This is a genomic window from Pseudomonas kribbensis, assembly GCF_003352185.1.
Classification (GTDB): Bacteria; Pseudomonadota; Gammaproteobacteria; order Pseudomonadales; family Pseudomonadaceae; genus Aquipseudomonas; species Aquipseudomonas kribbensis.
This window is the reverse complement of sequence record NZ_CP029608.1, coordinates 387894-403616: the sequence shown is the minus strand read 5'-3', so window position 1 is coordinate 403616 and position 15723 is coordinate 387894. Positions and strand designations below refer to the sequence as shown.

12 protein-coding genes, 1 tRNA gene and 2 pseudogenes are annotated in these 15723 nt (G+C 60.8%); 9 read left to right on the top strand and 6 right to left on the bottom strand.

Going from position 1 to position 15723, the window contains the following annotated elements; translation table 11 throughout:
- Positions 1-249: 249 nt before the first annotated feature.
- Positions 250-1914 (bottom strand): OFA family MFS transporter, encoded by a 1665-nt coding sequence (locus DLD99_RS01910; RefSeq protein ID WP_085712763.1) that lies wholly within the window; start codon positions 1912-1914, stop codon positions 250-252.
- 354 nt (positions 1915-2268) lie between these two features.
- On the opposite strand from DLD99_RS01910, the gene DLD99_RS01905 reads away from it, so the two are divergent.
- The 4 genes from DLD99_RS01905 (at position 2269) to DLD99_RS01890 (ending at position 6012) form a co-directional block, all read left to right on the top strand.
- Positions 2269-4500, top strand: a complete 2232-nt coding sequence (locus tag DLD99_RS01905; RefSeq protein ID WP_114881091.1) for an AsmA family protein — start codon at positions 2269-2271, stop codon at positions 4498-4500.
- Positions 4497-5564, top strand: coding sequence for an A/G-specific adenine glycosylase (mutY, locus tag DLD99_RS01900; protein WP_114881090.1), 1068 nt, complete (start codon positions 4497-4499; stop codon positions 5562-5564). Before DLD99_RS01905 ends, mutY begins: the two co-directional genes overlap by 4 nt.
- Positions 5561-5833, top strand: a complete 273-nt coding sequence (locus tag DLD99_RS01895; RefSeq protein ID WP_085712761.1) for an oxidative damage protection protein — start codon at positions 5561-5563, stop codon at positions 5831-5833. The genes mutY and DLD99_RS01895 overlap by 4 nt, the downstream gene beginning before the upstream one ends.
- A 103-nt stretch (positions 5834-5936) precedes the next feature.
- Positions 5937-6012, top strand: a tRNA-Phe gene (locus tag DLD99_RS01890).
- Between the two features lie 139 nt (positions 6013-6151).
- Here the strand turns inward: DLD99_RS01890 and DLD99_RS01885 are convergent.
- The 3 genes and pseudogenes from DLD99_RS01885 to DLD99_RS01875 all read right to left on the bottom strand — a co-directional run.
- On the bottom strand, positions 6152-8602 hold the full coding sequence (locus tag DLD99_RS01885) for a TonB-dependent receptor (RefSeq protein WP_114881089.1): 2451 nt from the start codon (positions 8600-8602) through the stop codon (positions 6152-6154).
- Between the two features lie 122 nt (positions 8603-8724).
- A complete protein-coding gene (locus DLD99_RS01880; protein WP_114881088.1) occupies positions 8725-9684 on the bottom strand; it encodes a FecR family protein in 960 nt (319 codons plus the stop codon).
- A gap of 7 nt (positions 9685-9691) precedes the next feature.
- Positions 9692-10186: pseudogene (locus DLD99_RS01875) on the bottom strand (RNA polymerase sigma factor); the annotation flags it as partial.
- 168 nt (positions 10187-10354) lie between these two features.
- On the opposite strand from DLD99_RS01875, the gene DLD99_RS01870 reads away from it, so the two are divergent.
- Positions 10355-10666 carry a hypothetical protein gene (locus DLD99_RS01870; protein ID WP_114881086.1) on the top strand — a complete coding sequence of 104 codons (312 nt, stop codon included), beginning with the start codon at positions 10355-10357 and terminating at the stop codon, positions 10664-10666.
- Between the two features lie 43 nt (positions 10667-10709).
- Here the strand turns inward: DLD99_RS01870 and DLD99_RS01865 are convergent, their stop codons facing one another.
- The gene (locus tag DLD99_RS01865) at positions 10710-11159 is read right to left on the bottom strand and encodes a carboxypeptidase regulatory-like domain-containing protein (RefSeq protein WP_114881085.1); all 450 of its coding nucleotides are present in this window, start codon (positions 11157-11159) and stop codon (positions 10710-10712) included.
- A gap of 261 nt (positions 11160-11420) precedes the next feature.
- On the opposite strand from DLD99_RS01865, the pseudogene DLD99_RS01860 reads away from it, so the two are divergent.
- The 4 genes and pseudogenes from DLD99_RS01860 to DLD99_RS01845 all read left to right on the top strand — a co-directional run.
- A pseudogene (locus DLD99_RS01860) lies at positions 11421-11855 on the top strand (DUF1016 N-terminal domain-containing protein); the annotation flags it as partial.
- Between the two features lie 198 nt (positions 11856-12053).
- On the top strand, positions 12054-13028 hold the full coding sequence (locus DLD99_RS01855) for an alpha/beta hydrolase family protein (RefSeq protein WP_114881083.1): 975 nt from the start codon (positions 12054-12056) through the stop codon (positions 13026-13028).
- A 31-nt stretch (positions 13029-13059) separates the two neighbouring features.
- Positions 13060-13473 (top strand): hypothetical protein, encoded by a 414-nt coding sequence (locus DLD99_RS01850; protein WP_114881082.1) that lies wholly within the window; start codon positions 13060-13062, stop codon positions 13471-13473.
- A gap of 6 nt (positions 13474-13479) precedes the next feature.
- Complete coding sequence (locus DLD99_RS01845) at positions 13480-13932, top strand: hypothetical protein (protein ID WP_114881081.1); 453 nt, start codon at positions 13480-13482, stop codon at positions 13930-13932.
- A gap of 70 nt (positions 13933-14002) precedes the next feature.
- On the opposite strand, the gene gabP is transcribed toward DLD99_RS01845, so the two are convergent.
- Entirely contained in the window at positions 14003-15394 is a 1392-nt protein-coding gene (gene gabP, locus DLD99_RS01840) for a GABA permease (protein WP_114881080.1), read from the bottom strand.
- Between the last annotated feature and the right edge of the window lie 329 nt (positions 15395-15723).

Here is a 15723-nt window from a genome sequence, read left to right as displayed (position 1 = left end):
AGGGGCGCGGGGCCGAAACAGAAACACGAGACGTGAGATGACTGACGGATAGAAGCCCCGGCTGTCGCGGGTAGACATGTCCATACAAGCCATTACAGGCACCCTGAAAACACATGTGGGAGCGAGCCTGCTCGCGATGAGGGCCGCACATTCAACATCACTGTCGACTGTCAGACCGCTATCGCGAGCAAGCTCGCTCCCACAGGATTTGGCGCTGACCTGAAGATTTTCAGGCCAGCGCCTGGCTACTTAGTGAAACAGAACCGCCGTCTTCTGCAGGGTTACCCACACACCCCAAGCCAACGGAATCCCGACCACCAGCCACGCAGCGATTGCCAGCGGCTTGCTGCCCGGCGCGGCTTTCCACTCCAGCACGGTGCTGCTGTCGGCACCCTTGTCGTGGCCCAGCGCCTGTTCGGCGGCCAGTTCGGCGTCGGTCATGAAGTACTTGTCCGCCACCGGGCGCACCAGCAGGTTGCACAGGAAACCCAGCACCAGCAGGCCGGCGAGGATGTACAGGGTGATGTCGTAAGCCGCGGCGCGTTCAACACCGATGCTTAACTGATACTCACGCAGGTAGTTCACTAACACCGGACCCAGCACGCCAGCGGCGGCCCAGGCGGTCAGCAGGCGACCGTGGATCGCACCGACCATCTGCGTGCCGAACAGGTCGGCCAGATAGGCCGGAACGGTCGCAAAACCACCGCCGTACATCGACAGGATGATGCAGAACGCCGCCACGAACAGCGCAACGTTGCCCAAGTGACCAAGGTTCGGGATCAGCGCGTACAGCGCAAAGCCCAGTGCGAAGAACACGAAGTAAGTGTTCTTGCGGCCCAGGTAGTCCGAGAACGACGCCCAGAAGAAACGACCGCCGATGTTGAACAGGCTCAGCAGACCGGTGAAACCGGCTGCAATGGCAGCGATGGAAGCCAGTTGACCGGCATCCAGTTGACCGAACGGCAGATCGTTGCCCAGCAGCTTGCCGCCGAACACTTCCTGCAGCAGTGGCGAAGCCATGCCGAGGATGCCGATACCGGCCGACACGTTCAGGCACAGCACCAGCCACACCAGACGGAATTGCGGGGTTTTCCACGCCACATTCACGTGAACGTGACGGTGGGTGATCATCGCATTCGAGGCTTTCTTCGCCGGCGCGGTCCAGCCTTCAGGCTTCCAGCCGGTTGGCGGCACGCGGTAAGCCAGTGCACCACCGATCATGAACACGAAGTAGATCGCGGCCATGGCCACGAAGCTCTGCCATACGCCCACGCCGGTTGGCGACGCGAAATGGCTCATCAGTGCGGTTGCCAGTGGAGCGCCAACCATCGCGCCGCCACCAAAACCCATGATCGCCATGCCGGTCGCCATGCCGCGCTTGTCCGGGAACCACTTGATCAGGGTCGAGACCGGCGAGATATAGCCCAGGCCCAGACCGATACCGCCGATCACGCCGGAGCCGATCCACATCAGCCAGATCTGGTGGGTATAAATACCCAGCGCGGAAATCAGCAGACCGCCGCACCAGCACAGAGCCGATACAACGCCGGCCTTGCGTGGCCCGGCGTGTTCGAGCCAGCCGCCCCAGATCGCTGCCGAGCAGCCGAGGAAGATGAAGAACAGGGTGTAGATCCAGCCGAGCATGGAGATCGGCCAGTCGCATTGCGACGAGAAGACTTGTGCGATGAAGCCCATGTCCGGCGCGCAAGCCACCGGCGCGGTGATGCCCAGTGCCTTGGACAGCGGCAACCAGAACACGGAAAAACCGTAAGCCATGCCGATGCACAGGTGAATGGCCAGAGCGGCCGGTGGGACCAGCCAGCGGTTGAAACCGGGCTTGGCGATGATGCGTTCCTTGGACAGGAACGCAGGCTGGGCGGCGCTGAGGCCGTCCGCCGTGATGCTCGTGCTCATTGTGTATCCCCCAATTATTAGTATGTGTTCGTCAGCCACTGCTCACCCCCGGCCTTTATGCACGCAGGCATGACCGTGTTAGTGGGTGGAGCTCCTTGAAGCGCGACCAAAAGTCGCAGAGGGACGGACGAACGGGCGAAGGTTACCATCTGCACGTGACAGAAAAACCAAACTGATATCACCTTTTTCGAGTCATCTGATCTCATATCACCGGGGAACCCTCCCGCCGACCGTTGTCGAAGCGCTGCACGCCGCGGTTCAAGAGGCTCCTCAGGACACAGCACCAGCACGGGGTCAGGCAGCGCTATACTCCCCGGCTAAATTACGAATTCGACTAACTACAAGGACTCGCCCATGAAAGCGTTCGGCAAAATCCTGGGTCTGGTACTTCTCGGGCTGTTGCTGATCATTGTGGCGGCGGGCTTCGCCCTGACCCACTTCTTCGATCCCAACGACTACAAAAACGAGATCCGCCAGATAGCCCGCGACAAGGCCCACATCGAGCTGACGCTCAATGGCGATATCGGCTGGAGCCTGTTCCCGTGGCTCGGCCTGGAATTGCACGAGGCCAGCGTCGCCACCCTGATCAAGCCTGACGAGCCGTATGCCGATCTGCAGATGCTCGGTCTGTCGGTGCGCGTGCTGCCGCTGCTGCGCCGCGAAGTGCAGATGAGCGACGTGCGCGTCGAAGGCCTGAACCTGCGCCTGAACCGTGACAAGAATGGCCACGGCAACTGGGAAGACATCGGCAAGCTGCCGACTGCCGCCCCTGCGCCGGGCAGCACCCCGCCAGCTGCCGCCGGCGAACCGGTCGCCGAAACACCTGCCCAGCCGGAAAAGCCGCCGCAGCCGATCCGCCTCGACATCGACAGCCTGACCGTCAACAACGCCCGGGTTGAATACAACGACGAACAGACCGGCAAGCAGTTCAGCGCCGAAAGCATCCAGCTGAGCACCGGTGCGGTGCACGATTCGACCAACATTCCGCTGAAAGCCACCGCGTTCCTCAGCACCAATCAGCCCGTGCTGCGAGTTCGCACCGAGCTGAACGGCGAGCTGCGCATCGAGCGCGCCCTGCAACGCTACAAGTTCGAAGACCTGAAGCTGTCCGGCGAACTGACCGGCGATCCGCTGCAAGGCAAAGCCATGACGTTCTCCGCCCAAGGGCAGATGCTGCTGGACAAGGCTGCAAATGTCGCCGAATGGACCGGGATCAAGATCTCCGCCAACCAGTTGCGCGCACTGGGTGAACTGAAGGCCAACGATCTGGACAAGACCCCGCAAATCACCGGCGCGATCTCCATCGCCCAGTTCGATCTGGCGAAGTTCGTCGACAGCATCGGCCAGACCCTCCCGGCCATGGCCGAAGGCAGCCTGAGCAAAGTCGAGCTGGTCAGCCGTGTCGCTGCCACACCGACCAGCCTGGCGCTGGACAACATCAACCTGAAACTCGACGACAGCAGCTTCAGCGGCCGCATCGCCGTCGAAGACTTCGCCAAGCAATCGCTGCGGGCGATCCTCAAGGCCGACACCTTCAACGTCGACCGCTACCTGCCGCCGAAATCGGAAAAAGCCGCCAGCGCCACCCAGGCACGCCAGACTGAAGTCGCCAGCACCGAAGCCGACGCCATGGCCGGCGCCGGCAGCACCCCGCTGCCGGACAAACCGAGCAAAAGCGCCTGGAGCACCGAGCGCCTGTTTCCGGTGGAGCGCCTGAGCAAACTGGACGTGAACGCCGATCTGACCTTCGGCCAGTTGACCCTCGACAAATTGCCGATCCAGAACGCCGCGCTGAAAGCCACCGGCCAGGGCGGCCTGCTGACCCTGGAAAACCTGCGCGGCGAGTTGTACAACGGCGACTTCGAAGCCAAGGGCACGCTGGACGTGCGCCCGAATGCACCGCTGTTGAACCTGCAAACCCGGATCAACCGCGTGCCGGTGGAAAAAATCCTCGAAAGCCAGGGCAAGAATCCGCCGGTCAAAGGCCTGGTGAACCTCACCAGCACCGTCACCGGTAGCGGCAACAGCCAGCAGGCGCTGATCGACACCCTCAACGGCAACGCCAGTTTCGTGATCAACAACGGCGTGTTGCTCAACGCCAACCTTGAACAGCAACTGTGCAAGGGCATCGCCACCCTCAACCGCAAATCCCTGAGCGGCGAGCCACGGGGCAAGGACACGCCGTTCCAGGAACTCAAGGGCAACCTGACGTTCCGCAACGGCGTCGCCAGCAACCCGGACCTGAAGGTGCGAATCCCGGGCATGACCGTCAACGGTGACGGCGACATCGACCTGAAAGTGCTGGGCATGGACTATCGCGTCGGCATCATCGTGGAAGGCGACACCAGCGCCATGCCGGACCCGGCCTGCCAGGTCGGCGAAAAATTCGTCGGCATCGAATGGCCGCTACGCTGCCGTGGCCCGCTGGAACTGGGGGCCAAGGCTTGCCGCGTGGATAACGAACGCCTCGGCCAGGTCGCGACCAAAATGGCCGGCGACAAGCTCAGCGAAAAAATCGACGAGAAACTGGGCGACAAAGTCAGCCCGGAACTGAAAAACGCATTGAAGGGGCTGTTCAAGCGATGAGAGCGGAGCAGTTTTCCACGGCGGTGCTGGAATGGTTCGACCGCCACGGCCGCCATGATTTGCCCTGGCAACAGAACATCAACCCGTATCGGGTGTGGGTGTCCGAGATCATGTTGCAGCAGACTCAGGTCAGCACCGTGCTCAATTACTTCGACCGGTTCATGACTGCGCTGCCGACGGTCGAGGCTTTGGCCGAAGCACCGGAGGACGAAGTGCTGCACCTGTGGACCGGGCTGGGTTACTACACCCGTGCGCGCAATCTGCAGAAGACCGCGAAGATCGTCGTCAGCCAGTACGGCGGCGAGTTTCCGCGCGATGTCGAGAAGCTCACGGACTTGCCGGGCATTGGCCTGTCCACCGCCGGCGCGATTGCCAGCATCAGCATGGGCCTGCGGGCGCCGATCCTCGACGGCAACGTCAAACGGGTGCTGGCGCGCTTTACCGCGCAGGAGGGCTACCCCGGCGAGCCTAAGGTCGCCAAGCAACTGTGGGCCAACGCAGAGCGCTTCACGCCGCAGGATCGGGTCAACGCCTACACCCAGGCGATGATGGATTTGGGCGCCACGCTGTGCACCCGCAGCAAACCGAGCTGCCTGCTGTGCCCGCTGGAAAAGGGTTGCGAAGCGCACATGCTCGGCCTGGAGACCCGTTACCCGATTCCCAAGCCTCGTAAAGCCATTCCGCAGAAACGCACGCTGATGCCGCTGCTGGCCAACGAGGACGGCGCGATTCTGCTTTACCGCCGCCCGTCCAGCGGATTGTGGGGCGGTTTATGGAGCCTGCCGGAACTCGACGACCTCGACGACCTGCCACACCTCGCCGCGCAGCACTCGCTGGAACTGGGCGAGCAGCAGGCGCTGCCAAGCCTCGTCCATACCTTCAGCCATTTTCAGTTGTCCATCGAACCCTGGCTGGTCCAGGTACAGGAAGCCGGCGGTCACGTGGCCGAGGCCGACTGGCTCTGGTATAACCTCGCCACCCCGCCGCGCCTGGGCCTCGCCGCCCCGGTCAAGACCTTGCTCGAACGCGCGGCCGCCGTCTTGAATGCAGGAGAGTCGACATGACCCGCACCGTAATGTGCCGCAAGTACAAAGAACAACTCGAAGGTCTGGAGCGCCCACCGTACCCGGGCGCCAAGGGCCAGGACATCTTCGAACACGTCTCGGCCAAGGCCTGGGCCGACTGGCAGAAACACCAGACCCTGCTGATCAACGAAAAACGCCTGAACATGATGAACGCCGAAGACCGCAAATATCTGCAGGGCGAAATGGACAAGTACTTCTCCGGCGAGGAATACGCCCAGGCCGAAGGCTACGTTCCGCCAGCGGAATAATCAGCGGAAATCGGGGGTCGGATCGTAAGCGACGGAATTAATTTAAGAAATTTTAAAAAAGTCGTTGACGTAAATCCGAAAAACCCTTTTAATGCGCCCCGTTGCCCAGATAGCTCAGTCGGTAGAGCAGGGGATTGAAAATCCCCGTGTCGGCGGTTCGATTCCGTCTCTGGGCACCAAATACCGAAAACCCTGAATCGCAAGATTCAGGGTTTTTTTATGCCTGCAATTTGATGGCGGCGGAATCCGGCCCATCTCGCAGCCCGAAAAAACCCGCGATCCCTTTCCAGAGATCGCGGGTTTTGTCTTTTCAGCCGATCAATAAGCCATCGACCAGCTCAACGTATACGTCCGCCCACGGCCCTGATAGTCATACAGGTACGCCGGGCCGTAGGTCGGCGAGTAGAACAGCGTCGCCCGCTGACCCCAGACCGTGCTGTATTGCTTGTCCAGCAGGTTCTGGATGCCGCCGCTGAAGGTACCGAATTCGGTGTCGCGGCTGCCGAGCAGGTCGAAGGTGGTGTAGCCGCTGATCTTGTGGTCGGCGTCGTCCTTGAGGGTGAAGGCGTGATTGCCTTGCAGGCGGGCGCTGGTGCGGTCGCCCTTCCAGCCGATGAACGCGGTGGATTTCGACAGCGAGGCGTAGCGGGCGTCGCGCTTGATCCAGTCGCCGTTGGCGCCCTCTTCTTCCGAACGCACCAGGTGCAGGGTGCTGCCCGCTTCCCAGCCGCTCTGGAAGTGTCGGGTCAGTGCGCCTTCGAAGCCGTAGTCGCGGCTCTTCTGGTCGATCACGTCGATGGTCAGGGTGGCGCTGTCGGTGGTGATGACTTTGTCCGACCAGATGTAATACAGCGCCGCCTGGGCGTCCCAGTCGCTGTCGGAGTAGCGCCAGCCGGTTTCCACCTGACGGCTCTTGATGCCCGCCAACGGGTTGTCAGCGACGCTCAGGCCCGGCTTGCCGTAAAACTTGGCGGGGTCCGGCAGATCGAAACCTTCGCCGTAGTTGACCCACAGCTGATGGCCGTTCTTGAAATCGTAAATGGTGCCGAGGTTGTACAGGTTGACCGCGTAATCGTTGCTGCCGCCGGCGATGCCTTTGAAGTTGCCGACATCCACGTCCATCTGCTGACGACGCATGCCGCCGGAGACGGTCAGGTTGTCCGTGGCGTACCAGTCGAGCTGGCCGTAACCGGAGAGACCGTCGACGCGGTAGCTCGGATAGCGCGGGGCCTTGCTCAACGTATCCAGATCCAGCCCGCCGCTTTCCGAAGACACGCGCTGATCGAAGGTGCTCTGCTCGGCGTTGAAGCGCTCGCGGTCCAGGTCCACGCCATAGGTGAACTTGAAGGATTGCCACTCCTTGGCGAACAGCGCCTTGAGGCTGCTGACCTCGAAGTTCTGTTGCGAAGCGGCGAAGTACACGCCCTTGGAACCTACCGGTTTGCCGGTGTTGTAGTAGGGGAACGGGTAGAAGTTGTTATCTTCCGTGCGATACGACGCTTGCAGGTAGAAGTCCTGCCCCAGCACATCGCTGTGGTGGTAGTTGGCATTGAGCAGCACGCGCTTGGTGCGCGGATCGAGGTCGGTGGAGTAACCGCTGCGCAGTTCGGCGTCTTCCAGATTCGACGGCTTCTGGTATTTCAGGTTGGGAAAGTAGATACCGGTGTCGCCGTTGTTGCCCGAGTCGTAATACTGCGCCAGCAGATCGAGGGTCTGCTCGTCGTTGAAGCGCATCGCCAGGCTGCCCATGACGTCGATGGTGCGGTTGTATTGCAGGTCGGTCTGGGTGTTGTCGATGAAGATCTGCTTGCCGGCACCGTCGTAGAACGCCTTGTTCTGCTCGCCGGCAATTCCGAGGCGACCGCTGATATTGTCGTTGCCGCCGCTGACCGATTGCGCGATGCGCGTGGAGAGATCGTCACTGTTGTTGAAGCCGCTGCTGGCACCGATCTGGGTTTCGAATTGCGCCGGGCCCGGAGTGGCCTTCTTGGTGACGATATTGATGATGCCGCCGGTGGCACCACCGCCATATATAGCACTGGCGCCGGACAGCACTTCGACGCGCTCGACGTTGAACGGCGAGATGCTGTCGAACTGGCGCGACAGACCACGCGAGCTGTTCTGGCTGACGCCGTCGATCATCACCAGCACGTTGCGCCCGCGCATGTTCTGGCCGTAGTTGGTACGCCCTTCCGGCGCCAGGTCGAGGCCCGGCACCAGTTTGCCGATGGCCTCCTTGAGGCTGACACCGGTTTGCAGTTGTTCGCGCAACTGGGTCTGATCGACCACCCACACCGTGCCGGGAATCTCACTGATGGCGGTGCTGGTGCGCGAAGCCACGCTGACTTCGATCGGCTTGAGCGTCATGGCGTCCGCCGGTGCCTTTGCACGGCGCAGGATCACCGTCCGCGCGTCGCTGAATTCCCAGCTCATTCCGCTGCCGGCCAGCAGCGTCTGCAACGCCTGGGCGACGCTCATCGAACCGTTCAGCGCATCGGCCTGCACGCCTTCGACGTCGGCAGTGGTGTAGAGCAGGCGCAAGCCGGCCTGATCGGCAAATGCGGTCAGGGATTGATCGAGGGACTGGGAAGGCAACGAGAGCGTCACCTGGCGCTGCTGCGCACCGGTTTCCTGTGCGGCAGCATCCCCGGTTTGCGCCTGCACCAGGGTCGAACCGAACAGGCCGGTGATGATCGCCTGAGCCAACAGGGTCCGGTGCACGATGTTTCTGCCGTGGTTGCTGCGCGTCTGTGCCGACTGCTTGAACATACCTTTCACGTCTTCCTTCCCAGCCAAAATGAATGCGTCAATGAGAATGAGTTTCTTCTCAGTCCCACTACGACGATTCGGCAGGAAGGAACTTGCAGTCGTTTTATGAAAAAAGTTTCAGATCAGTGCAGCACCGCCAACCAGGGCAGGTAGGTGACCTTCAGCGGATAGCGTTGCTCCAGCGTTCGCAGCGAGCCTTGCGGGTCGTTGAGTTCGAACACACCGCTGACCGGCAGCGCCGCCAGTTCGCGGTCGGAGATCAGGATCCTGCCGTGCTGATAACGCTCCAGCTCGCCAATCACTTCGCCCAGCGGGCGCCCGTTGAAGATCAGCTTGCCGCGCTGCCAGGCCGTCAGACTTGCGGCGTCGACTTTTTGCCCGGCGAGCAGTGGCTGGCCGGGTTGATGCTCCAGTCGCTGATTGGCTTGCACCAGCATCGGCTGGTGCTGGCCGCTGAGCTGAACCTGACCGGTGCTGACCACCAGTGTCACGGCGTCACCATCGCGGCGCACACTGAAGGCTCCGCCACTGGCCTGCACACGCTCATCGCCTATGCGCACAACAAACGGCCGGGGATCGGATGCTGGTTCGAACAGCGCTTCGCCTTCGCGCAGGATCACGGTGCGCTCATCATTGGAATAGGCCAGCGAAAACGCGCTGGCGCTGTTGAGAATGACCTGGCTGCCATCGGGCAGCGTTACGCGCTGCTGCTGGCCGACGCTGGTGTGATAATCGGAACTGAGCGCCGGCCATTGCTGCCAGCCTGTCACTCCGGCAATCGCCAGCACCACCGAGGCGGCCAGCGCCGGCCACCAGTGCCTGCGACGGCGTGCAGCCGGGTGCGTTTTGGAGTGCTGCCTGGCGGTCGTAGTCTGGCCGATCATCGACCAGAGCATCTGCGCTTCATCTGCCATCGTCTGATGAACCGGACTTTCGCTGCACCACTGCTGATAGGCGAGCCGATCGGCCGCAGTGGCCTTGCCCGAGTTGAGCAGCACCACCCAGTCGAGTGCGGTGTCTTCAAGGCTTTGCGAAGGGTCGGTCATGGCGGCATCGTGGCTGGAAAGGGAAAGGTCACGCATGGTTGGTCTCCAGCCAGTCGCGACAGTGACGCAGGGCCTGGCCGATGTACTTGGCCACCATGCTTTCGGAGACGCCCAGTTCAACGGCGATTTGCGCCTGGGTCAAGCCTTCGAGGCGATTGAGCAGCAATGCCTGCCGCGCATTGGGCGACAACTGCTGCAGGGCGTCGTCGAGGATCCCCAGACGCTCCTTGGCCAGAAACGCTGCCTCCGGCGGCGGTGCCGGATCGACGGCTTGTGAATATTCCAGATCGTCGCCGGGACTGGTACTCAAGCGCTGCTCGCGACGCAAGGTATCGATTGCCAGATTACCCGCCACCCGGAAGATGAAACCACGGTCGTTGAGCACCGCCACCGACTCGTCGATGTTCAGCAGCTTCAGATAGGTTTCCTGCGCTACGTCGGCCGCCCGCTGCCGGTCGCTCATGCGTCGGGTGAGGAAGTTCAGCAAGTCGTCGTAGTGCTCCTGAAAACTAAGCAGCAGGCGGGGGGCTGGCGGCATCGAGGGGCGCGTCCGGGTTCGTTTGACTGAGCCAATGTGATCCTTTCACGGGCGTTAATGAGAAACAGTATCAATCATTGAACGATGAGTTTTCAACGCTGACGGGTTTCGGTCATTGCGGATCCGCGATACTTTGGCCGCCCCTTACGGAAGAGGGTCATCACGTCGATGAACCAGAAACGCACCCGCGTCCCCCTGCCCCATCCGCCACCTTATCGGCAGAGTCGGGCTTCATTCTGGCTGACCCTGCTTGTCGGGGTGTTGATCACGTTCGCCATTGGCGCGCCGATCTACCTGATCATCGACAGCCTGATCAGTGGCTCGATTACGACGACGAACCGCGGCCCGCGCACGACTTTCCTCCGGGATCTGCAACCGCGCAGGTACTGGTTCGAAGTCGTGTGGCAAAGCCTCATCCCCCTGATGCTGGTGAGCGTTGCGCTGTTCGGATTACGGATCTACCGGAAAGTGCGCAAGTGATCGCGAAGGACGGGATTCAGGTCGAATCCCGTCCTGGCCGACGCTATTGATGCCAGTCCCAATGGAACACCAGATTGCTGGCTGCGCCGCTGCCGACATTGGCAACGTCCCGGCGCACCTCGCCATTGCGCGTGGCGACCACGGTGTATTTGCCCGGAGGCAACTGTGCATAAACCAGAGGCCCGATCTGGTTCAGGTTCAGAACAGGCTGTCCTGTCGCTTTCTGCACCACCAGGTCAACGTCCGAGGTGTACAGATTTTGCGCACCGACCGCGAACGTCATATGCAGGTTGTAACCAGCGGACTGTTGAATGGCCCGCGACTCGTCCAGGCCAATCCCGCCGGACAGATAATTGATCCCGTTCTGCTGTTGCTGCTGGACTTGCACGCCGGCGCTTTCGATAGGCTCGGCACTCGTGGCCTGTGCCATGAGCGGGAACATCAGAATCGCCACAGCGGCGACGGGCAACATGAGTGAAGTGACGCGTTTCATGGTGAGTACTCCCGGGTTCTCGCAGAACCCAATCGTTACTCCTGTTTAGATTTTGTGATGCTGGGCTGGTTTTAGATTGATTGGGAGTTGTCCTGGGTGCGAAAAGGACTACGCGTTGTATTCCCCAATCATTGCCGTCTTCGGTCAGATCCCGCAAAACCCGCTCACCCTTCCTTCAGTTGAACCAGACATGACCGGCATCGCCACGCCGTGGGTCTTTGGCATGCTCTCGCTTCTGTTTCTCCTGAGCCGGAAGACCTGATGAGCCAACTTGAACCTGCTGAAGCGCAAGATCCGAAACTCGATTCGTTGCTGGGCAACCTCGGTGACTTGATACGTGAAGCGCGAAAGAAAGTATTGCGAACGGTCGACACGATTCAGGTCCAGACCTGCTGGCAGATCGGCCGGCATATTGTCGAGTTTGAACAACAGGGGGCCCGGCGGGCCGGGTATGGAAAGTTTTTGCTGGCCACATTGGCGAAAGGGCTGACTACAGACTTTGGAAAAGGCTTTGACGTAACCAACCTTCGAAAAATGCGGCAGTTTTATCAGCTCTTTCCAATTCGAGACGCACTGCGTCTCGAATTGAGCTGGACCCATTACCGCAGGATATTGCAGGTCGAAAGCGAATCAGCCCGGCAGTGGTACATGAACGAATCCGCCTCGCAAAACTGGTCAAGCCGCGCCCTGGATCGGTAGGGCAATGAACAACTGTTCGCCAGCAGCTACAAACTGGTGCTGCCGAGCGAAGATGAATTGCGAGCGGAATTGAATCGTGAACAGCTTCAACTCGAAGAGCGCCTGCGCAATCAGTCGAGTGAATAAACACTGACGGATTGTTCACCAGGCCTGCCGAGACTATCGTTGGCAGCTACTTCGCGAAGGTCGAGAGCCATGGGTTTTCAAGAGACGCACGCACTGGAAAATGCTCGGGACAGCGTCGCACTCACAAGCGACGTTCAGGACGAATCCTTCCGGGAGCCCGCCGCCGATGGTTATCCCCTTGGCGGCTTCACCTGGCGCCACGCCTCACCTGACCCACAGCGCCCGGTTGTGATCATCAACGCCGCCACCTCGGTGCGTTGCCGTCACTATTCGCGCTTTGCCGCTTACCTGTTCGTCCACAATTTCGATGTGATCATCTTCGACTACCGGGGTATTGGTGAGTCGCGGCCGAAGTCGATGAAGCACCTGCAGGCTTCATGGACAGATTGGGGAGCACTGGATTTCGAGGCGATGCTCAATCGTGCTCAGCGGGAGTTTCCCGGCCAGCCGATCGATGTGGTCGGGCATAGCTTCGGCGGTTGTGCGGCGGGGCTCGGCGCCTCCGGATCAGCAATCCGACGATTGGTAACCGTCGGCGCTCAGTTCGCCTACTGGCGTGATTACGCCCCGGAACATCGCTGGCGCATGTTCGGCAAATGGCATCTGCTGATGCCGCTGCTGACGCTGTTCTGCGGTTACTTCCCCGGCAAGCGTCTTGGCTGGCTGGAGGACACGCCCGCTGGTGTTGTGCGTGACTGGAGCACGCCAAGCGCGCGGTATGAACGGCGTCCGAGCGGTCGGGTGATGCTGGCAAAAACTGGTCACCTACCCTTTAGCAACGTCCGTGCAAACACCCTGGCGATCAGCATCAGCGACGATCCTTACGGAACCATCCCGGCAACCGAACGCCTGCTCGATTACTTCCACAATGCCCAAAAGACACACCTGCGAATCGAACCGCAGGACATCGGCGAACAGGAAGTCGGACATTTCGCCTTTTTTCGCAGCGCATACCAAGCCACACTATGGCCCATCGCGCTGACCTGGCTGCAAACCGGCGCACTGGCCCCCAACACACCGGGGCGGCAAGTGCCGCGCAGTTGAGTCCCCTCCAACGCATCACGGAACACACACCATGGCTTCCGCCAACAAGCAGCAAAAACGCGCCGCCCGGGCCAAGACCAAGGCCAAGCAGAACCGTACCAAACGCGCCGAGGCACCGGTCGAGCTGGACCCGAACGACGACCGCATCGATTTCGAGTCGGTGGACCTGACCGAACTGTTCAAGAAAATGATCGACGCCGAGAAGATCAGCCAGCAGGCCATGTGCACCGTGTTCCTCGAGGACCCGCTGCTGGAGCTGGTGTATGAGCAGGAAGGCGAAGAAGGCGCGATGGATTTCATCCTCGCCGCCCTGATCGAGTACCGCCAATGGTCCACCGAGACCGACGAAGCCGGCGCTCTGGCCTGGATCGAATCGCCAGACTTCCAGAAAGACTATGTGGCCGCGTCCGACGCGATCGCCGCGCAAACCCAACAGAAAGACTGAGTTCCCATGGCATCCCTGAACAAGCAACAGAAACGCGCCAAACGCGCCAAGGCCAAAGCCAAGCAGATCCGCATGGTCGGCCGCAAACCTCTGGCCCTGGACGATGACCACGGTCATCTGGCCGAGCCGATCCCGGAATACACCCTGGCGATGTTCAGCAAAATGCGCGACGCCGAAGCCGTCAGCCGCGACGACATGCTGCTGACACTGCTGCGGGAACTGGCGTTCATCATCGTCGACCATCCTGAACTGCTGGACATGGAAAACGCCGACGACGAAGGCATGGCCGCCACTCATCTGGCCGCCGACATGCTGATCGACTACCGCATGTGGGCCGATGGCATGGATCGCGAGACGGCCCAGGCCTGGCTGAGCGAGCCGCAGTTCATCACCGACTTCGGGAAGGCACTGGACACCTACGGCCAGTCGCTCGAAACGCAGGAAGAAAAGAGCGAATAAACCTCGCCCGCAAACAAAAACGGCCGCTTGTCATCGCTGACAGCGGCCGTTTTGCATTACGCGATACGGATCAGTTCAACACCACCGCACCACGGTTTTCTGCCTTGCGACGACGCGCCACGAGCATGCCGGTGGCGACAACCACCAGGCTCAGCAGGCCGGTCGCGAGGATTTCCACGCGGTGGGCTTCCTGGAACAGCATGATGGTCAGGGCGGCCACGATGAAAACGATCACCGCGTAGGTCAGGCCCGGGAACAGCCACATGCTGAAGACGATTTTTTCGCCGCGAGCCATACGCTGTTTACGCATGCGCAGTTGCGAAATCGCGATCACCAGGTACACCAGCAGCGCGATGGCGCCGGAGCTGGCCAGCAGGAACTCGAACACCGCAGCCGGGGCCACGTAGTTGGCGAAGGTGCACAGGAACGCCGCGCCAGTGGACAGCATCACCGCCCAGTAAGGGGTACCGCTCTTGTTGGTGCGGGTCGCCATGGCCGGTGCATCGCCACGCTTGCCGAGGGAGAACAGCATGCGCGAAGAGGTGTACAGCGCCGAATTCAGGCAGCTGGTCACAGCGACCAGAACCACGATATCGACGATCATCTTGGCGTTAGGGATACCCATGCGCTCCAGCACAGTCTGGTAGGAACCAAGGCTGGCCAGCGCTGGATCATTCCATGGCACCAGGGCTACGACGATGAAGATCGATACGAGGTAGAACAAGCCGATCCGCCAGATCACCGAGTTGGTGGCCTTGGAAATCTGCTTGCCAGGGTTCTTCGATTCCGCGGCCGCGATGGTCACGATCTCGGTACCCATGAAGGAGAACATGGTGGTCAGGATCGCGCCCAATACAGCGCCCAGGCCGTTTGGCAGGAAGCCTTGGGTGTCGAAGATGTGCGAAACGCCGCTCACCTGGCTGTTCGGCAGGAAACCGAAAATCGCCGCCACACCCAGAATGATGAAACCGATGATCGCCACGACTTTGAGCAGGGCGAACCAGAATTCGAACTCACCGTAGTTTTTCACGCTGAACAGGTTTGTCACGGTCAGCAGCATGGTGATGATCAGCGCGAAGGCCCAGATCTCCACACCCGGGAACCAGGCGTGCAGGATGGTCGCGGCGGCGTTGGCCTCCAGCGGGATCACCAATACCCAGAACCACCAGTAGAGCCAGCCGATGGTGAAACCGGCCCAATGACCGATGGCGCGGTCGGCATAAGTCGAGAAGGAGCCGGTGTCCGGCGAGGCAACGGCCATTTCGCCGAGCATGCGCATGACCAGCACAACCAGCATGCCGGCAGCGGCGTAGGCCAGCAGCACGGCCGGGCCGGCGGCAGCGATGGCGTGGCCGGAGCCGACGAACAGACCTGCACCGATCACACCGGCGATCGACAGCATGGTCACATGACGCGGTTTGAGCCCCTGTTCGAGGCCATTGGAGCTTGGGGTACTGCTCATTGAAACTACCTTTGCGAGGAAAGCGATTGCGTCCGGCCCGTCTGGCGTTCCTTCTCGTAAAAAGAATCCAACGGGGCGTTCCAGATTCTGCACGCAATAATTGCGCCAAAATGTTTCAAACTCTTCTGGCCCGCGGTTTTTAGCGCGACCGGACGGTCATCGCAAGTCCTTGAGAATACTGGCCTTTCGCCAAAGCGTTACCCTGCGACTCACTTTTCAAACGAACGGGCGCACCAGAAACACACTGAAAAAGTGCGGGATGCACAATAAAAGGGCGAATGAGGAACGTTCGGCCGGATAGCGCTTCCAACACCCCGCCAAAGGTGGCA